Source organism: Paenibacillus kyungheensis (assembly GCF_028606985.1).
Classification (GTDB): domain Bacteria; phylum Bacillota; class Bacilli; order Paenibacillales; family Paenibacillaceae; genus Saccharibacillus; species Saccharibacillus kyungheensis.
On record NZ_CP117416.1, the window covers coordinates 407,006 to 426,620 of the forward strand.

The 19,615-nt window shown below is 39.5% G+C and carries 21 protein-coding genes; 12 read left to right on the forward strand and 9 right to left on the reverse strand.

The window, feature by feature from the left end:
* The first annotated feature begins 68 nt into the window (after positions 1 to 68).
* From PQ456_RS01770 to PQ456_RS01780, 3 genes are all read left to right on the forward strand, one after another.
* A complete protein-coding gene (locus PQ456_RS01770; RefSeq protein ID WP_273614584.1) occupies positions 69 to 1,178 on the forward strand; it encodes an FAD-dependent monooxygenase in 1,110 nt (369 codons plus the stop codon).
* Between the two features lie 73 nt (positions 1,179 to 1,251).
* The gene (locus tag PQ456_RS01775) at positions 1,252 to 1,998 is read left to right on the forward strand and encodes a GTP cyclohydrolase II (protein ID WP_273614585.1); all 747 of its coding nucleotides are present in this window, start codon (positions 1,252 to 1,254) and stop codon (positions 1,996 to 1,998) included.
* 211 nt (positions 1,999 to 2,209) lie between these two features.
* On the forward strand, positions 2,210 to 2,398 hold the full coding sequence (locus PQ456_RS01780; protein WP_273614586.1) for an aspartyl-phosphate phosphatase Spo0E family protein: 189 nt from the start codon (positions 2,210 to 2,212) through the stop codon (positions 2,396 to 2,398).
* Positions 2,399 to 2,544: 146 nt separating this feature from the next.
* Here PQ456_RS01780 and PQ456_RS01785 read toward each other — a convergent pair whose 3' ends face one another.
* From PQ456_RS01785 to PQ456_RS01795, 3 genes are all read right to left on the reverse strand, one after another.
* Entirely contained in the window at positions 2,545 to 3,375 is an 831-nt protein-coding gene (locus tag PQ456_RS01785) for an aldo/keto reductase (RefSeq protein WP_273614587.1), read from the reverse strand.
* 77 nt (positions 3,376 to 3,452) lie between these two features.
* A complete protein-coding gene (locus PQ456_RS01790) occupies positions 3,453 to 4,688 on the reverse strand; it encodes a CynX/NimT family MFS transporter (protein WP_273614588.1) in 1,236 nt (411 codons plus the stop codon).
* A gap of 66 nt (positions 4,689 to 4,754) precedes the next feature.
* Positions 4,755 to 5,438 carry a FadR/GntR family transcriptional regulator gene (locus PQ456_RS01795; protein ID WP_273616216.1) on the reverse strand — a complete coding sequence of 228 codons (684 nt, stop codon included), beginning with the start codon at positions 5,436 to 5,438 and terminating at the stop codon, positions 4,755 to 4,757.
* Between the two features lie 264 nt (positions 5,439 to 5,702).
* Here PQ456_RS01795 and PQ456_RS01800 point away from each other — a divergent pair, with 264 nt between their 5' ends.
* From PQ456_RS01800 to PQ456_RS01810, 3 genes are all read left to right on the forward strand, one after another.
* On the forward strand, positions 5,703 to 6,773 hold the full coding sequence (locus PQ456_RS01800) for a GGDEF domain-containing protein (RefSeq protein WP_273614589.1): 1,071 nt from the start codon (positions 5,703 to 5,705) through the stop codon (positions 6,771 to 6,773).
* 160 nt (positions 6,774 to 6,933) lie between these two features.
* A complete protein-coding gene (locus PQ456_RS01805) occupies positions 6,934 to 7,938 on the forward strand; it encodes a GGDEF domain-containing protein (protein ID WP_273614590.1) in 1,005 nt (334 codons plus the stop codon).
* Positions 7,939 to 8,174: 236 nt separating this feature from the next.
* Positions 8,175 to 9,737, forward strand: a complete 1,563-nt coding sequence (locus PQ456_RS01810; protein WP_273614591.1) for a DUF6359 domain-containing protein — start codon at positions 8,175 to 8,177, stop codon at positions 9,735 to 9,737.
* Between the two features lie 111 nt (positions 9,738 to 9,848).
* Here PQ456_RS01810 and PQ456_RS01815 read toward each other — a convergent pair whose 3' ends face one another.
* The 4 genes from PQ456_RS01815 to PQ456_RS01830 are packed head-to-tail and all read right to left on the reverse strand — an operon-like array spanning position 9,849 to position 12,355.
* Positions 9,849 to 10,253, reverse strand: coding sequence for a DUF350 domain-containing protein (locus tag PQ456_RS01815; RefSeq protein ID WP_273614592.1), 405 nt, complete (start codon positions 10,251 to 10,253; stop codon positions 9,849 to 9,851).
* Between the two features lie 41 nt (positions 10,254 to 10,294).
* Entirely contained in the window at positions 10,295 to 11,638 is a 1,344-nt protein-coding gene (locus PQ456_RS01820; RefSeq protein WP_273614593.1) for a glutathionylspermidine synthase family protein, read from the reverse strand.
* Between the two features lie 4 nt (positions 11,639 to 11,642).
* The gene (locus PQ456_RS01825; RefSeq protein WP_273614594.1) at positions 11,643 to 11,873 is read right to left on the reverse strand and encodes a hypothetical protein; all 231 of its coding nucleotides are present in this window, start codon (positions 11,871 to 11,873) and stop codon (positions 11,643 to 11,645) included.
* Complete coding sequence (locus PQ456_RS01830; RefSeq protein ID WP_273614595.1) at positions 11,873 to 12,355, reverse strand: hypothetical protein; 483 nt, start codon at positions 12,353 to 12,355, stop codon at positions 11,873 to 11,875. Before PQ456_RS01830 ends, PQ456_RS01825 begins: the two co-directional genes overlap by 1 nt.
* Positions 12,356 to 12,695: 340 nt before the next feature.
* Here PQ456_RS01830 and PQ456_RS01835 point away from each other — a divergent pair, with 340 nt between their 5' ends.
* Positions 12,696 to 13,940: a hypothetical protein gene (locus PQ456_RS01835; protein ID WP_273614596.1), complete on the forward strand. Its 1,245-nt coding sequence runs from the start codon at positions 12,696 to 12,698 to the stop codon at positions 13,938 to 13,940.
* Positions 13,940 to 14,449, forward strand: coding sequence for a GrpB family protein (locus PQ456_RS01840; RefSeq protein ID WP_273614597.1), 510 nt, complete (start codon positions 13,940 to 13,942; stop codon positions 14,447 to 14,449). The genes PQ456_RS01835 and PQ456_RS01840 overlap by 1 nt, the downstream gene beginning before the upstream one ends.
* A gap of 61 nt (positions 14,450 to 14,510) precedes the next feature.
* Here the strand turns inward: PQ456_RS01840 and PQ456_RS01845 are convergent, their stop codons facing one another.
* Together PQ456_RS01845 and PQ456_RS01850 are read right to left on the reverse strand one after the other, a co-directional pair.
* A complete protein-coding gene (locus PQ456_RS01845; RefSeq protein ID WP_273614598.1) occupies positions 14,511 to 15,083 on the reverse strand; it encodes a thymidine kinase in 573 nt (190 codons plus the stop codon).
* Between the two features lie 139 nt (positions 15,084 to 15,222).
* Positions 15,223 to 15,576, reverse strand: a complete 354-nt coding sequence (locus PQ456_RS01850) for an Hpt domain-containing protein (RefSeq protein WP_273614599.1) — start codon at positions 15,574 to 15,576, stop codon at positions 15,223 to 15,225.
* Positions 15,577 to 15,622: 46 nt separating this feature from the next.
* On the opposite strand from PQ456_RS01850, the gene PQ456_RS01855 reads away from it, so the two are divergent.
* From PQ456_RS01855 to PQ456_RS01870, 4 genes are all read left to right on the forward strand, one after another.
* Entirely contained in the window at positions 15,623 to 16,006 is a 384-nt protein-coding gene (locus PQ456_RS01855) for a response regulator (protein WP_204826426.1), read from the forward strand.
* Between the two features lie 287 nt (positions 16,007 to 16,293).
* Positions 16,294 to 16,650, forward strand: coding sequence for a metal-sensitive transcriptional regulator (locus PQ456_RS01860; protein WP_273614600.1), 357 nt, complete (start codon positions 16,294 to 16,296; stop codon positions 16,648 to 16,650).
* Between the two features lie 32 nt (positions 16,651 to 16,682).
* Positions 16,683 to 16,895 (forward strand): copper ion binding protein, encoded by a 213-nt coding sequence (locus PQ456_RS01865; protein WP_204826427.1) that lies wholly within the window; start codon positions 16,683 to 16,685, stop codon positions 16,893 to 16,895.
* A 184-nt stretch (positions 16,896 to 17,079) separates the two neighbouring features.
* The gene (locus PQ456_RS01870) at positions 17,080 to 19,557 is read left to right on the forward strand and encodes a heavy metal translocating P-type ATPase (RefSeq protein ID WP_273614601.1); all 2,478 of its coding nucleotides are present in this window, start codon (positions 17,080 to 17,082) and stop codon (positions 19,555 to 19,557) included.
* Positions 19,558 to 19,615 lie beyond the last annotated feature (58 nt).

A 19,615-nucleotide genomic window follows, 5' to 3' on the forward strand; every position in this document is an offset into this window, starting at 1 on the left:
TAATAAATATTATTATTGAAGCTGTGATAAATAAAGCTACTGAAAAGCAAGGTAAGGAGAAGTACACAATGGAAAAAGTGGCAGATGTATGTATTGTTGGCGCAGGTCCTGGTGGTGCATTGTTAGGTTATTTGCTGGCTACACAAGGGATATCCGTCATACTGTTAGAGCGGCATAACCATATTGATAAAGAGTTCCGTGGTGAACATTTAAATACACAGGGTGAGCAGATTCTGAAGCAATACGGGCTTTATGAAAAAGTTCGTGAAGCAGGGCTGTTGCTTATGGAACGTGTAGAATATTTTCAACATGGTCAAATCATCAAAACGATTCAACCTGCACCTGGAGAACAACATACAGGGATTCATGTTCCTCAAAAACATCTGTTACAGGTTCTGTTAGACCAATCTTCTGTATACCCTAACTACGAATTAATGATGAACACCACTGTTATTGATCTGATCAAAGACGAGCAGTATGGTAATGTTAACGGTGTTAAAGTACGACATGATGGACAAGAATTAGTGATCCATAGTGATATCGTTATAGGTACCGATGGACGCTATTCTTCTGTACGTAAGCTTGCCGGGATTCATGCAGATATCGTAAAACATGGATTCGATCTATTATGGGCACGTATTCCTGCACCTGAACAATGGCCGCCTACAGTACGTATGGCACTGGCACAAGATGCGCAATTATCGCTGTTCAGCCAAGAAGGTGGTTATATCCAAATCGGTTGGAATATTCCGCAGGATACGTATCCTCAACTACGCAAAACACCGTTTCAACCATTTGTGCGTTCATTGACTGAAGCTTTTCCTGAATTACAATCTATCGTAGAACAGCATATCGTATCGTGGGAAGATTTTGTATTACTCAAAGTACAAAGCTGTGTCTGCGATACATGGGTACAAGATGGACTGGTGATTATGGGCGATGCTGCTCATACCTTTAGCCCGACCGGAGCGATTGGTGTGAATAGTGCGATGCAAGATGCTCATATTTTAACACCGATTATTATAGATGCACTGGCTACACGCAATTGGAGTGCTAACCGGTTAAAAGAATTCGAACAAGCTCGTCGTGCGGAGACTAGAGCTGAACTGGATAGTCAATTTGTCAAAGAAGCTGCTTTTCGCGCGCAATTTGCATCTTTCCAGCATGAAGGCATATAATCCATATCATTCAATACAACGTATCTTACAATAATATCTATGATCCAACATACGGACTTTGGAGGTAATAACCATGATTAATCCTAAAATTACAGCTGCTTTGCAAGATCATATTAAGATTGTACCAAGCGCTGATAAATCTATATATTTGGTCGGCCCGATTCGTTTACCTGTCAATTTGGATAATGAAACAGTTGTATTCCAGTGGTACTGCTGGTTGCGCTGTGACAGTATGCCAGGTAATCTCTGTGGCGAAGGTGAATATGATCAAGCAGCTATTATTGAAATGTTATCTTCCTCTAATTTAGCAGAAGCGCAACAGTCCAGTGTATTGGTGTATGGTGATTTTAAAGAATCTCCTGACGCTTTGATTCGTATGCATAGCATTTGCCATACAGGGGATATCTTTGGCAGCAAACGGTGTGATTGTGGATTCCAATTGAAACAGTCGATGAAAATGATTGCCGCTCATGGATCAGGTGCTTTATTTTATCTAGCTAATCACGAAGGTCGCGGTATCGGTCTGTTTAGTAAAGCAATGGCTTATGTATTGCAAGAACAAGGATTAGACACAGTAGAAGCGAATTTGGAACTTGGCTTTGAAGATGATATGCGTAATTATGATGATGCTATTGCAGTTCTGAATCATTTACGTACATTGCCTGTGACATTGATTACTAACAATCCTCGCAAATTAGAAGCATTGCAACGCTCTGGTGCTGAAGTGAAAGAACGTGTGCCGTTATGGGGAGACATTTCAGAATTTAATGAAAAATATTTAAAAACAAAAGTAGCTCGTTCAGGACATTTCGGTTCATAAGGCAATCTGGTGACAATCGTTCACTTTATAATCTAAAGTACGTGTAAATCTGATATGGTAGAATTAGGAATCGTTTGGTAAAATTCTTAGAAAGTACTCTATTTGCATCTAGTACTATAATAGTGAAGACCATGATTGTAGAAGATTCAGAGAAAAGAATGGTTTTCACTATCACGCTTTATATAAGATACCGCGGTAGGAGGTGAGTTTCTTGGAACATCTAAAAAAGATTGAGGAATCGATAGAACTAGAGCGCCGGGAACTTAATGAAATGGTGCAGTTTTACGACCTTCACGATCGCCGCGTATTGGACCAGTCTAGAAGAGTAGATTCCATACTTAATCAATACAACCATCTCAAGCAAGCTTTACTAGGCACTCGTAGTTCAATTGTAGGTTGATCGCTTATACTGAAAAAGTCATTCAAGTAGTAAGTAGCTACTTCGCTCTTCTTATGCTTCCGGCACTCGTCGGAAGCTTTTTTGTATCAAAAAAAAGCTTGAATGCACCGCTGTAATAGCAGTACATTCAAGCTTTTATTAGTAATTTAGAAATCAAAGTTGTCTGGATCTGGACCGGTACGCTCGTTTTTGTTCAGCGCACTGATACGATCAATTTCTTCGACAGTTAATTTGAAATCAAAGATTTCAGCATTAGACGCAATCCGTTTTTCTTTGACAGAACGCGTAATCACGACTACACCTTTATCCAGTACCCAGCGCAAGATAACTTGAGCAGGCTCTTTACCGTATTTATCAGCGATCTCTTTGATCACTTCATTATCAAATAATTTACCGCGTGCGAGTGGAGACCATGCTTCCAATTGAATTCCTTTTTCTTCACTATATGCAAGCAATTCAGATTGCGTTAATAGCGGGTGGAATTCAACTTGATTGACCGCAGGAACCACTTCAGCATCTCCTAACAAATCATCCAAATGATGAGTTTGGAAATTACTTACGCCTATCGCACGAATACGTCCGTCTTTGTATAGTTTTTCCATAGCACGCCAAGTGTCTTTATATTTACCTGCAACAGGCCAGTGAATCAAATATAGATCCAATACGTCTAGATCTAATTTTTTCATCGTTTGTTCAAAAGCAGCAAGGGTAGATTCATAACCTTGATCTTTATTCCATACTTTAGAAGTAATAAATAGTTCATCACGAGCAATCCCTGATTCTTTGATTGCTTTGCCGACGCTTTCTTCATTACCGTAAGCAGCAGCTGTATCTATTGCACGATAACCGCTTTTAAGTGCAGCTTTTACCGAATCAATCGCTTCATTACCATCTTCAACCTGCCATACACCTAGACCAAACCAGGGCATATTTACACCATTGTTCAACTTCTTCACTGAAATTAAATCAGTAGTCATTATTTAGCTCCTCCTTTAAATCTGATCTCTTATTAAACATACCCGAATTTGAGGATAATCACACAGGTTATGCTTAATTAGCTAGCAGAAGCCGTTTTTTCTTCAGGATGGATAAAGCCTTTACCGCCTGCCATCATTCCGGTATACAAAATAATAAAGGTAGCAATGACCAGCAGACTGAGCGGTAATTTCCAGTTGCCAGTGATATCATGCAATATCCCGAAAAGCGTTGGGCCACAAGCCGCAAGCAAGTAACCGATAGATTGGGACATACCGGATAGATCAGCCGCTTGGGTAGCCGTATGTGTGCGCAGACTAAAGAACATCATAGATAGACTGAATGAAGAAGCACCTGCAATCCCTAGCAAAATCAAACAAATAGCCGTCCACCATAAGTGCCCATCAACAAAAATAATACCAAGCAGTGAAATCAAGTACAGCATGACTGTAAATAAAACAAGAGGACGCTGTGTTTTGAGCTTCGCGGCTAGAATAGGAATAATAAAGTTAAATGGCAACATCGAAAATTGCATTAAAGATAACATATATCCAGATTGGATATTGGTCAGCCCTTGTTCTTGCAAAATATCAGGTAACCAAGCGATAGATACATAGAATATCATCGATTGCATACCCATAAAGATCGTAATTTTCCATGCCAAAGGCGAACGCCATACACTGCGAGTAGCATGAGCGGTATGTTTTAGCAATTTGGCGGGTTGATTATAACGTTGTTGCGGAATCCATAAGATCAAAGCAACCATTGCAAGCATAGTCCAGATCAAGATCGAACCTTTCCAACCGAGCCCTGCATTGGCTAAAGGCAAGCTAACCGCAGATGCAGTAGCGGCAAATACATTCATACAGATTGAATAGATACTGGTCATAATACCGACACGAAAAGGAAATTCACGTTTGATCATTCCAGGCAAAATAACATTGACGATTGCAATCGCAAGACCGGTCAAAAAGGTACCGATTAAGAGCATAGTTAATCCACCAAATGGACGTAACCAGCCACCAAGAGTTAATACCATCAGCGATACGATAATAATGCGTTCCATTCCGTATTTGCCTGCCATTTTTGCGACAAAAGGAGATAAAATCGCAAAAGCGACTAACGGGATCGTTGTTAAAAATCCAGCCATTGCATTAGATACAGGGAAGTCCTGCCGGATAAGATCCAGCAATGGACTAATAGCTGTAATTGGACTACGCATATTAAGAGCTGTTAACAAAATACAAATCAATAAAAAAAGCGGATTACGCAGGGATAACCCTGATTCCGCAGTCTCCAACGAATGACGATTCATTTCTATAGTCCTTTCTACAACGCCTGGTAATTCATAAGCGTTGACCTTTCTAATATGCACTTGATACTACGAAGAGTGATCTAGCGACTGAAGTCGATCTGTAAAATAAGTAATATAATCATCAACGATCAACATCGCTTGTTCACTATGCTGTTCACGAATCGCTTGGATTAAATTACGATGCCCTGTGCAATAAGAATCATTGAGCACAGTAGTACTGGTAATCGACATTTGAATCTGTTCAAAAAGATGAGCATACAGATCGATCAGCAATTGATTATATGAAGCCGCAGTAATAGCTTGATGTAGCTTAAAGTCTGCTTCTACAAATTGTGGAATCTCTCCAGCATCCATATGTTGCTGACACAAATTAGCATAATGATCCATTTGCTGTAGATCATCATCGGTTCGTCTACGGCAAGCTAGAGCTACAGCTTCTCGGTCTAGAGCATGACGTACTTCTAGAATTTCAACAACAGTGGAGTGCTGTACCCGTTTTTGCAATACCGAATGCAGTTCACTATTTGCTATTACAAAGGTTCCATCACCTTGTCTAGTCGATAATAGACCGACATGTACAAGCGCACGAATCGCTTCTCGCAACGTATTGCGACTAACGCCAAATTGCTCCATCAGTTCAGCTTCTTTGGGAATTCGTGTTCCGATCGCCCAACTATTATTTTTGATTCGTTGTTCAATCTGAGCATAGACTTGATCTACCAACGACTGCTTTTCCAATTTATTAAAAATAATGTTCACTCCTAAAGGTAGGATGATTGGTCTATTGGACATTTTATCGAAAATCTTTTAGATTGTAAAGTAAAAAAAGACAAATTTGAAGTGATTTTCATGTCAGATTGTCTTATGCTTAACAAAAAGTAAAAAAGACAGTAACTTAATTGAATGGGCAATCTTAGTTTGAATAGAGCTGAATACAGCGATCAAGCCTTTTGCTCTCAAGAATAGATAACCTATTGATCAATCGTGATTTAGAGTAAAAGGGGTACTGTATTTATGATCATAAAAGACTTGTTTATTAATTTTTGTATCATTTCTACTTTTTTATTTTTTGGTAATGCTCTTTTTCGCAGTGTGCGTAGTAATCCACGTATCAGTCCATTTGTGTTTAAGATGTTAACAGGGGTTTTTCTAGGGGTATTTGGTATCGTCCAAATGCAGTTCACATTCAAATTAGATAATGGAACATTGCTTGATCTGAGACAAATTCCTATTATTGTAGCTACTGTATTAAGCGGTGGCATGGCTGGCATTATTACGACTATTCTGATTTCAATAGCTCGCTTATGGTTTTCTGCTTCGATTACTGGTGTTTCTTTTCTAGGGATAGCTAATGCCTGTATTACATTTGTAATTGCCTATTTCGTATTTCGAACCAAGCCTTCTTTTCGTTACAAATGGTTTATGACTGCACTGTTATCGACATTGAATTCATTGCTTATTTTTCTGTTATGGACTGGATTTTCAAAAAGGACGACACTGATTTTATTTATTGTGGTGCTCTTTTCGTCGTTTATATTTACTTATTTGCTGATCGAACGGTTACGACGGTATAACAAGATTTATGATGCGATGAGTAAAGAAGTTCAATTTGATTTTTTGACAGGGTTATACAACTATCGTGGATTTACATATAAATACAATCAATTAAGTCAGCAAAAGAAAATTACTTTTTCGTTACTATTGTTAGATATCGATTATTTCAAAGTGATTAATGATCAATACGGTCACTCTGCTGGAGATGCGGTGCTAGCTCAATTTGCTGAAGTGCTATGTAGCAGTGTGCGCTCATTTGATTATTGTTTTCGCAAAGGAGGAGAAGAATTCGCAATCATTCTTGAACATGTAGAAGAGCATGCAGAAGCGATCAGATGGGCAGAGACGATTCGCCAAAATATTCAAGAGCATAAGTTTGTGATTCCTGATGGCAGAACGGTATCAATGACAGTCTCGCTTGGGATAGGATTTTATCCTTTATATGCTGATGACGAGTTGTTAGAAAAAACCGATCGTGCTTTGTATGAAGCTAAAAAAGGCGGAAGAAATCAGTTTTGTATTGCACACTAAAATAATAAATTTAGCCTATTTAATAAATTCTTCAGACTGACGATGTATATAGATATACTTATTATTTCCGTAGTCAGAGGGACGTGAACAAATGTTGTTCAAAGATTTATTTATGAATTTTTGTATTTTAGCTACATTTTCTTTTTTTGGAAGTATGTTATTGAATTATTTGAATGCTCATTTCAAAACAAGTACGTATATAAAGCGCCAATGGATCGGATTATTTTTTGGTTTGTTAGGAGCTACACTAATGCAATTTACATTTCCAGTAGGAGATAATGTACTATTGGATTTGCGCCAGATATCGATCGTTCTGTCGATTAGTATGGGTGGCAGTGTAGCCGGAATTATTACAACGATTATTATTATGATTACCAGAATTATATTAAGTCCGACGATTGGATTAAGTGCAATATTGGGCTTGGTCAATGCAGCAACTCTCTGTATCGTAGCTTCATGGATTTTTTCACGCAAAATTAGTTTTTATAGAAAATGGTTATATTCAGGAATTGCTTTGACGATTATTGCTATGATCTCGCTCAGTATTGTATTAGGCAAAAATGAAATTGATAAAGTGTTTGTATTTATTATCGTGGAATCCGCAGCGACTTTATTTATTTTTATGCTTACTCGATCTTTACGAAAAAACAATGAATTATTTGAAAAAGTAAGCAAAGAAGCTCAATTCGACTTTTTGACAGGCTTATATAATCCAAGAGCATTTGAGCACAAGTTCGAGCAATTACAACATCAGGAAACAGATATGGCACATTCTCTGCTATTTATCGATATCGATCATTTCAAAAAAGTAAATGATGAATATGGTCATCCGGCAGGAGATGCGGTGCTATTTCAGTTGGCTAACGTGATTCAACAAAGTATTCGCAGTACAGATTATGGAGCTCGCAAAGGTGGAGAAGAATTTGCTGTCTGGCTAGAATACTGCCAATTAACTGAAGCCAAAATTATTGCCGAGACGTTACGCACCAATGTGGAAAAGAAAAAGTTTGTACTACCGGATGGTAAAATCATTCATATTACAATCTCGATAGGTATTGGCATGTACCCGGCGTTGTTGTGGGATGAATTGTTAGAAAAAACCGATCAAGCGTTATATGAAGCCAAACAGCAAGGACGCAATCGCTCCTGCCTTGCTCAGTTTTGAGCTGTTTAGCCCTTTTTAGATCCAAATAATATTTTTATAAGTAAAAAAAATAGAAATACGACCTTAGTATATGGAGGTCGTATTTTTTGCTTTACATACAGCATTCTCTCTTACTTAATTTACTTTTAATTAAAAATTTACATAAAAGAGGAATTAGATAGACAAAATAGAATTATGATAATAAGAGAATCAGAATAGTCATTCTGTCTCTACCTATTCAAAGGAGGAATTGTTATATGCATAAGGTAGTCACGAAGCGGTTAACAGTAGTGCTTTTAACAGCATTATTGATGTTCATTTCTTTATTGGGTGGGTATCGTCCGGTAGCTGAAGCGGCAACAACATTAACGGTTGCACAAGCGATTCAAGCTCAAAGTGGTGGCTCTACAATTACAGTTAAAGGGATTGTGGTTGGACATGCTTCAGGAGCTTCTACAGGTGATTTTGCAAGCCCGTTTGCTAACGATTTTAACGTGCTAATCGCAGATAGCAGCAGTGAACGTACAACTAGCAAATTAGTAGATGTACAATTAAGCAGCTCTTTCCGCTCGCAGTTCGGTTTACAGAGCAATCCAAGTCTAATTGGCAAAACGATTGTCGTTACCGGTACAGCTGGTGCATATAACAATTTTGCAGGTGTTAAAAATCCAACGTCTGTGACTTTAGATGGTGGTACAACGACACCTCCTACTGAACCTGGAACAGATACACCTCTTCCTAATGGAACAGGTAAAAAAGTATTGTTCGATAATACGCATGCTCAAACTGCCGGTGCAGCAGATTGGGTAATCGATGGTGGATTCTCTGACTTTGCAAATGGACTCAAAGCAGACGGATTTACAGTGGATGCGCTAACTCGTCCAATACCGTATACATTTGGAGAGCAAGCGATCACGTATGATAAGCTCAAAGGATACGATGTATTCGTTATCGCTGAGCCTAACGTTCCTTTCAAATCAACAGAACAAGCAGCTATGCTTCAATATGTAAAAGGCGGCGGTAGTATTTTCTTTATTGCCGATCACTATAATGCAGACCGCAACAAAAATCGCTGGGATGGATCAGAAGCAATCAACGGATACCGTCGTGGTGCTTACAGTAACCCGGCAAAAGGAATGAGTGCAGAAGAAGCAGCTTCACCAGCGATGCAAGGTGTGAGTGGTTCCGACTGGTTGGGTACGAACTTTGGTATTCGTTTCCGTTACAACGCTCTAGGTGATGTGAATGCCAATGATATCGTTGCTTCATCACAAGCGTTTGGCATTACAGCTGGTGTAAATTCTGTAGCGATGCATGCAGGATCAACACTTGCTATTCTAGATCCGACCAAAGCAAAAGGTATCGTATATCTACCGTCTTCTGTATCCAAATGGAATAATGCTGTCGATCAAGGCGTATACAATGGCGGCGGACGTGCAGAAGGTCCTTATGCAGCGGTTTCTAAAGTAGGCGCAGGGAAAGCTGCCTTTATCGGTGATTCTTCGCCAGTAGAAGATGCTTCTCCTAAATATCTACGTGAAGAAACAGGCGCTAAAAAGACAACCTATGATGGATACAAAGAAGTCGATGATGCGAAATTATTGGTACAGACGGTAAGATGGTTGGCTGTTAAAGAAAGCTATACCAGCTTAAATCAAGTATCAGGGTTGACGTTAGATAGCCCAACATCATTGATCTCTATCGAGACACCTGCTACATCTACAGAGCCACAAGCTGAACCTTGGGCAGCTCCAGCAGCAGGTTACAAATGGTATGATCCAACAACATTCAAAAACGGCTCTTATGGAGCAGCTTCATAACAGGTAGTTACGAATAGATGTAGCCTATCATATCAAATAAAAACAGCTTTCGACCTGCCTATAAAGCAGAGAAGAAAGCTGTTTTTATATTTTTACCAGTATATTGATTTATTACATTACAAATGTTCCAATCACAAATGAAATTCCGATAATCAAAGAACGTAACAATTGAGCAATCGCCATATTGCCTTTTTCAATCTGTTCACAGACTTTGGTACGAGGAGTTACCCAATCGAATACTAGATACACCAGACACAGAATCACAATACCAACACCTGACCAGATCAATACATCTATCCATGCATCAGAATTAATCGATACCAGCCCGACGATAATACATAACCCTAACATTTTGCTACCCATATACATACCCGCCGCTTGATTACCATCTGCAATCTGCTGATTATCATTGTAGCGTGTCATAAGACTAAAAATATAATACCCTACAAACAGAACAGCAAATAAAATAACTAACCCTATTCCGATATGTAATAAGTCAGTTCCGAAGTTTTTCAACTGTATTTCCTCCTTCAAAATATAAACATATAATCAGTTGTTCAAAAAGCTGATGAGGGAACAATCGCCGCCGCACAATAGCAAGCTAGATTGTCTGTCACTTTGCCTCCTATACGAGGTAGCAATCCAGCAAATTGACCACCTATCACAAAAGCTCCTGTTAACAGATAACCATCAAATGTTCCTTCAGAAGTCGTTACAGAGACAGGCTCCATCGGATGCAGTTGTTGATAGATTTTGGGCTGATTTTCATAATAAGCGGCAATCTCATCATCTTCTGTCTGTGGAGTAGAATCATCACGATAAGTAGACTTAGGTCTATTTAATGAATGTGTTTCCGGTTGTTCGATCAGATGCGTTCCTAATCCTTCACGTCCAAAAAAGCCTTTGACTACATAAGGAATCTGCTGTTGCACAAACACTTGATCTGTAAAATACGTAGGTAACAAATACTGCTGAATCCATTCACATTCTTCGTCTGTAAATAAAGTAAAGCCTGTATAGTCAGCCATCTCCGCATTGCGTTCATACAATGACCAGATTGTCGCCATAAATCCTTTGCTCTGGGTCACGATATGTTGCACCGGATTCAGTAGACCAAGCTTACCGTCAGTTACTAGTTGTAATAAGTCTTCACCGACAGGGCGCTCTGAATCTGCTTCTCGATCTTCTACCAGATACTCTAACGGATATAAGCGATACAGAATATAGATACGTTCTTGCCCATAATACAGTCCTTCACCCGGTATAATCTGTAGTTGTTCTAAAGGTACATATGTAGCTTCAATACCAAGTGCTATACACTGTTCCATCATATATAACGTATTCGCACGATCTTCATCATGCCAGTCATAACTGGTAAAATAGATTACTTCGCCTAATCCCTGATCTTTATAATAATCAACCGCTTGCTTGAACATCTTCTGAATACAACTATTCATCGAAGCAGAAGCAGGCTTTAGATCAGAAGCATATCGTAATAATTCTTGCTCCAAAAAAGCCACTTCAGGCACACCACTTGGTGTATCTGTATTATTTTCGATACATTTCAGCTCGCCTTGAGGGCTAATGATCCAATCTAATCTAGTCAGTCCATCTAACGGAATATCCTGACGAGCACCTTCTAGTAGAGCAGGATGAATCCCTAATTGCTGTAATAGATAATCGTCGGGTAAATGTTGTTGTACAAATCGCAACGTTTTGCGATATAGATGATCTACTTGTTCAGAGCCAATGCGTAGCTGTTCCCATTCATGTGCCTGATAAAGAGTGAGCGCTGTTAAGCAATAAGGCTTCTCGTACATCATATGATAAGGAACCCGTTGTTCGATCTCCGGGGTGAATAGTTGTGCTCTTGTATACGGAAGAGCTCGTGTCTGTCGCATCTAGTTAACCTCCAGAAAAGAAACCGCTAAAGCCACCACTACCAAATCCACTATGGGAGCTACTTTTTTTCGAATATGATGAGCCACTGTGATAGCCACTACTAGTATTACAGTTATATGCATTCCCGTTCTGATCATACTGACAATCGTCATCATACTCATTGCCACAGCCGGAAAGGGTTGCAGGAACGGCGAGCATTAATGAGAAAGCAATCATTTTGGTACGATTATTCATCACTCATTCACCTCATTTAAAAAAATCATCACTTTCTGACGATCTGCATCCAGTACGGTATACAAAATATCATACGTAATATCTTGCTGTACCAAATAGTGATCCAATAAGCGAAGAGCCAGATGAATGGGTGACACATACGAATCGATTGCATCACGACGTTGAAATTGTGTGCCATTCCAGAGCCAATATTCAGGAGCAAGTCCATTCGGATAATCTTTCTGCCCGCTGATCGTGGTGGCTAGACTACGCTGATACGTTGCCGGTAATTCTTCTGCAAATGGACGTAGATAAATCGTATGCTTTTCATGATCTATAGATTCATGAGACACATGAACCCATATACGATGATTAAGTTTTACTGCATCCACTAGCTTATGTACAAATAATTCTTCTTGCGACAGTGAATGAATCTGATACACTTCGCCAACTTCCATCTGCTTGGTTTCTGACCATTCTATATATCGCAGAGGATAATACATACTGTTCACTCCCTTTTGAATAATACATCGATAGACTATTCCTTTTTACGTCGTAATTTGTAAAAAGATGCACATTTTCCAGTATACCGATTTCTTTGCAAATAGGAACAAATATTTCATAAGATATTCGCTATATTTTGCAAAAAAAAGAATATGAATACCAAATTCGCAAACAGTAAAGAGTTGCTTGTATAATGAGCCTAACAACGTTTGTTAATAAGGCAGAGAAGAATAAAATCGCCTTATTTTCTTGGAACAACGTCTGCCACTTTTGTACAGATACAAGGAGGTATGACTTATTATAGATATAATATCGAGAAGCACACGAAAGCAAAAACCTATGTATATTACACCGCTAACTGAATGGATCGCATTGTTGATATTATTGGCGATAGGGCTATGGATACGTGTATGGCTGGGAAGCCATTATGCAGGATTTATGAGCGATCAGAATTTGTTTGTCCAGTGGATGAATGAGATACGGCAGTATGGGCTAGGAACGGTCTATATCCATGATACCAATATTAATTACCCACCCTTATTTTTACTTATTATGCAAGGCTATGCCGCGCTTGTACATGGATTCGGAATTACGATACAAGCAGGTCAATTGTCTTTTAAATGGTTGCTGATCCTACTTGATCTATGTGCATGTATAATCGTCTTTTGTTGGTCGCGTAACATTAGATCCACGCCTACACGCTGGTTATTATTCAGTTTATTTGTATTCAATCCAGCCTTGATCGTCAACAGTTCGATCTGGGGACAAGTTGATATATTAAATGGAATCCTGATGGCAGGTGCGTTACTGACTGTTGTCGCTTTTCCTCTAGTAGCAGGTTTACTATTTGCGATCGCTCTATTTACCAAATTACAAGCGATTGTGATTGCACCTGTGTTCGGATTTTATGTATTAAAATGTATATGGCAACGTCAGATAAAGCCTCTTATTTATATGGTAGTAGGGGCGATCATTCCTGTAGTGGTGGTCGTTATTTATTTTGCCTCGTATGGTGGATTACAAGCGATGTTCAAAGGTGCTTATATCAGCGCTGTAGGCTTGTACACTCAAGTCACCTTGAATGCGTTAAATATCTGGTTTTATGTGATCGGAACTGTTCCCACCATGAACGATACAGAGAAGCTCTGGAACATCATTTCACTACGTAATGTGGGATTTATATTATTGTTGATCGCTGTGATCTATACAGGGATCTATCTTTGGAAATGTCGCGTGCTTTATACAGCCGTTTTGCTCAAAGCTGCTGCATGGATTTCATTTGCCTTTTTTATGTTACCGACAGAAATTCACGAGCGCTACAGTATTCCTGCGCTGATTCTACTGTTACTTATCGCTATGATAGACCGGAAATGGATTGCAATCGCCTGTGTATTGAGTGTAACGATTACGTATAATCTATGGGGCGTGCTAACAAGCAACCTTCCGCGTATACCAGGCATGATCATAGTATGGATTCATCTCTTCATTTTGCTGTGGATGGGCTGGTTAATGTATCGGGAAATGCGGGAAAATAGTAAAAACCAATTACGTAAAAGCACCATACATGCAGAGGAGGCTAGGTGATGGATGTACGATTGAGTGATTTTCGTGAAGAATGGGCGATACAGTTTGCAGAAGAAGCTGAGTTACTTAGAGATATATTTACAGATCAAATCATAGAGATACATCACTTTGGAAGCACATCGGTTCCTTTTTTAAAAGCAAAACCGGTGATTGATATGCTGGTAATCGTTCAGAATATTGAAAAGATGGATGAATGGAACAATCATATGCATGATTTGGGATATGATGTAGCAGGTGAATGGGGAATAGAAGGCAGGCGGTTATTTCGAAAAGGTGGCGATCAGCGCACTCACCATATTCATTGTTATGAACAACATAATCCTCATATCCATCGTCATCTTGTTGTACGAGATTATTTACGTTGCCATCCCGAAGAAGTGACTCGATATAGCCAGTTTAAAGAAGAACTTGCCCAGAAATTCACTACAACCAACGAGTACAGCCCAGCTAAAAAACAATTTGTCACTCAATTAGAACAGCGTGCTTTGCTCTGGTATGCTTTACAATAATAAATAAAGAACGCCTACAAACATCATGTCTGTAGGCGTTCTGGAGTTTACAACCGCCAATCTATTCAATCGGAGGATTATTGTAGCATTTGCGACACACAGGATAATAACTTTCATTACCACCAATTTGAATCTGTTCTCCTGTATACACAGGTTTTCCATCTTTTACGCGCAGGTTCATAATCGCTTTGCGTTCACAGAACCAGCAGATTGTTTTCATTTCTTCAATTTTATCTGCATACAGTAGCATATACTGACTACCTTCGAATAGATTATTTTGAAAATCGTTTTTGAGACCGAAGCCCATCACAGGAATGCTTAACTCATCCACGATGCGTACCAGTTGCAAAATCGCTTCTTTTTTCATAAATTGACACTCATCAATCAATACACATGAAGGCTTAGGCGCATAATTTTTGACAATACTATAGATGTCGGTATCATCATGAATTGCAATAGCCTGACGACGTACACCAATGCGAGAAGAGACATAGCCAGTCTCATCGCGATTATCTAGGGCAGACGTAAAAATCAGAACATGTTTCTCCTGTTCCTCATAGTTGTGGGCAACTTTTAAAATTTCAATCGATTTCCCACTGTTCATTGCACCGTACTTAAAAAATAACTGTGCCAATAGTCGTAATACCCCTTTCTGTAGATCGTTCTTTCTGTCAGCGTGATCTATTGTAGCAGGAATTAACGAGAGAGACCAATGGAAAATCTAACGAAAAAGCAACAAATGCACATCATATCTGTACAGCATCGAAGCTACATTACACCTGTGCTGAAGAAGCTTGAGTTAACAATTGATCCAGTGTGATTACCATTTTACGCAAAGTATGGATATCTTCTGCTGTCCATACATGATCTGGTTGGTATAGAATGTAATTAAGAATTTCTTCACAGATGTGATCAATATCTTCATACGACAGTGTAAGGGCTAATCCTTTGATCGCATGAGCATGACGATGAATACAATCGGGTAATGTACGTTGATCTGCGGATAATCGACCGTGATCATAATCTTCAAAGCGATGTTGCAAATCTTGCATTTTGAGAGAAGCATCCGCCAAAAACCGAATTCTAGTTTGTTGGATGATCTGCTGATACCGATCTGCTTTTGACATGGATTTTTCCCTCCCTATTTTTCTGCAAAGGACGTGTAACCGTTTCATGAAAAAAATAGTTATTATTGATGATAGCGCTCCCTTTACATTGTTGATTAAACAATTATTGGAGACAGAAGATGTAATTGTAGAATCGTATGAGGATGCGGCAGATTTTCTGAAAATCCCTTCACGCATTACAGGGTATGATCTGATTATTCTGGATATTCATTTACCGGATGTGGACGGGCTACATGTACTAGAAAGTCTTAAAAACAAACCAGCTACCAAAGATATCCCTGTTTTACTATTGTCAGGTGATTCTCGTTCTGAAATGGTTATTCGTGGCATGCGTATGGGCGCTATTGATTTTATGACAAAACCAATTGATCCGGCACAATTGATCGAGCGAGTACTGGATCATTTAGACAGAGGAATAGAGGGATCATGAATTCGCTTTTACTGGGTACATTTTAGCACAAATTTTAAGTAAATAAACAGGATGTTTTGTCTGCTTTGGGTATAATGGCTTACTGATTAATCGGCAAAATGAACGTGATATTTAAGATGATATGGAATGAATATTTACAAAACAACAGCCTATCGTTAGCAAATAGGCTGTTTGTGCTGTAGCTTGGAAGCCCAATCCATTAAATGCTATATACATATAAATTCAAACTTGAATACCCTATGGGGGTATGTTAAGATGTAATTATAAACGATCAAGGGGGATACTTTATGGAGAAGATAGATCATCTGAATACAGAAGATTCACTTCATGAGCATCATCAATCTTGCGATCATAGCCCGGGAGAGGTTCGTCGTAGTCATCATTCAGATGAGATGAAAAGCAATATGATCCGTCGACTTAATCGTGTTGAAGGACAGATTCGAGGAATCAAAGGCATGATTGAGAAAGACACTTATTGCGATGATGTGCTGAATCAGATTGCAGCCGCTCAATCTGCTCTGAACTCTGTCGGTAGATTGCTGTTAGAAGGCCATATGAAGAGTTGTGTGGTCGAGCGTATCGAAGCAGGGGAAAATGAAGTGATTGACGAGCTACTTATCACGATTAATAAATTATTGAAATAATATAACGATCATAATCAAAGGAGGATATAATCATGGCAAATATTAAATTAGAAGTAGAAGGTATGTCTTGCAACCACTGTGTTCAAGCGGTAGAAGGGGCACTTCAAGAGATCGGTGCAAAAGGTAAAGTGAATTTGGAAGCCAAATCTGTTGATATTGAATATGATGCAGATCAAGTCGATATTATGAAATTGACCGATGCTATCGAAGAGCAAGGGTATGATGTAGTTTCTACAGGTGGTTAATCGTTAAGATATCCTTATTTCGTATGATCATATAATTCGATCACTTCAACGGAACTGTAGAATTATTGTAAATAAAGTAAATGTGTTGCCCTTAGTGATGCTCAGGGCAACTTTTTTTGAAAATATAAATACCCTATAGGGGTATATAAATGATACCAATAGTATTCAAAAGGAGGTTATTGTGATGAGTGTATCGTCTAATAGTAATATCAGTGATCCCCAATCTTCAGCACCTACACCGGCTTCAGATCAGACCAAACAATTAACGTTACAGATTGGTGGAATGACCTGTGCTGCTTGTGCTACACGTATCGAAAAAGGATTACGTCGTCTAGATGGTGTTGAAGAAGTGAATGTAAATCTAGCGCTTGAACGTGCTTCTGTCAATTATGAACCGTCTATGATTAATAAAGAACAGGTTGAACAAAAAATCGAACAATTAGGTTACCAGTCGCTCAAAGAAACTGTCGACTTGGATATTTCAGGAATGACTTGCGCCGCTTGTGCTACTCGGATCGAAAAAGGGATTAAGCGTATGGATGGTGTGTCTGCGGTCAATGTGAATTTGGCATTGGAGACAGCTAGAGTACAATACACACCGGGTACGCTAGAAACGACAGATATTATCCGCAAAGTAGAAAAGCTAGGATACACCGCTTCACCGAAAAAAGAAGAAGGTATTCAACAACGCCGAGAACATGAGGCAACGATACGTAAATGGAAATTGATAGCGTCTGCGATTTTATCATTACCTTTATTATGGGCGATGGTAGGTCATTTTAGCGTCACTTCATGGATTGGTGTACCGATGTTGTTAATGAATCCGTGGGTACAGTTGATTCTGGCAACACCGGTTCAGTTTGTGATTGGTGGTGCTTTTTATGTAGGAGCCTACAAAGCATTACGTAGTGGAAGCGCCAATATGGATGTACTGGTAGCTCTAGGGACATCGGCTGCTTATTTTTATAGTCTATTTCTGATGATTCGTTCACTGATTGTACCGGGAACGAGTGTGGAATTATATTTTGAAGTCAGTTCTATTTTAATCACATTAATTTTGTTAGGAAAATGGTTTGAATATCGTGCTAAAGGGCGTTCTTCTGAAGCGATACGGAGTCTTATGGGATTGCGTGCATTAACAGCCCGAATCGATCGTGATGGGGAAGAAGTAGAGATTCCTGTAGATGATGTACAGGTGGGACATCTTCTTATCGTCAAACCGGGTGAAAAGATTCCGGTGGATGGCGAAGTGGTAGAAGGTCATTCTTCTATCGACGAATCGATGCTAACCGGAGAAAGTCTACCTGTTGAAAAAACAGTCGGCGATCAGGTAATTGGAGCAACTATTAATCAGAATGGACGACTTAAATTTCGAGCGGTGCATATCGGTAAAGAGACAGCACTATCGCAAATTATTCGTGTCGTTGAAGAAGCGCAAGTCTCCAAAGCACCGATCCAGCGTCTAGCAGATGTCATCTCAGGTATTTTTGTACCGATTGTGGTCGGGATCGCTTTAGTCACCTTTGCTATCTGGTTCTGGGGTGTGGCTCCAGGTGATTTTAGTGGGGCACTGGAAAAAGCGATTGCTGTTCTAGTGATTGCTTGTCCTTGTGCATTAGGGCTTGCGACACCGACATCGATTATGGCAGGCTCTGGTCGGGCTGCGGAATACGGTATTTTATTTAAAGGCGGAGAGCATTTAGAAGCCGCACATAAAGTAGATACGGTTGTATTAGACAAAACAGGTACGATTACACGCGGCGAACCAGTTGTGACTGATATTCAATTTGCGAACAATAGTCAAGAGATGTCTGAACAGCAATGGTTGCAATGGGTAGCAGGAGCAGAGTCGGCTTCTGAACATCCACTTGCCAAAGCTATCGTACAAGGTATCAAAGAACGCGGATTACAAGCAGAATTAGTAGATACTTTTGAAGCGATACCTGGTAAGGGTATCCATGCTACGATCGGCGCACAATCGTTATGGATCGGAACCCGTCAATTGTTACAATCTCAGCAGATTGATGTACATGATCTAGAAGCAGAGATTCAAGAGGTAGAACAGCAGGGTAAAACAGTGATGTTAACTGCAATCAATGGACAATATGCAGGTTGGATTGCTGTAGCCGATACAGTCAAAGAAACATCACAGGCGGCGATTGCTCGTCTCAAACAGATGGGCTTACATGTCATTATGATTACAGGTGATAATGAACGTACTGCTCAAGCGATCGCTGCGCAGACAGGTGTAGACCAAGTATTAGCAGGTGTACTTCCTGAAGGCAAAGCAACTGAAATTAGCCGTTTGCAACAACAAGGTCGAATCGTAGCTATGGTCGGTGACGGTATCAATGATGCGCCTGCTCTGGCTACAGCCAATACAGGGATTGCGATCGGTACAGGAGCAGATGTAGCGATAGAAGCCGCAGATATCACCTTAATGCGCGGTGATCTGAATGGAATTGCAGACGCGATTATGCTCAGTCGACGTACAATCCGTAATATTCGGCAAAATCTATTCTGGGCACTGGCTTACAATGTGATAGGGATTCCGATTGCAGCGATAGGTTTGTTAGCACCATGGTTAGCAGGAGCAGCAATGGCATTTAGTTCGGTATCGGTTGTATTAAATGCGTTACGCTTACAACGAATTAAATTGTAATAGACTTGCATTAACGTATAATTAATATGATAATAGTTATATATAGTCAGTTAGTTAT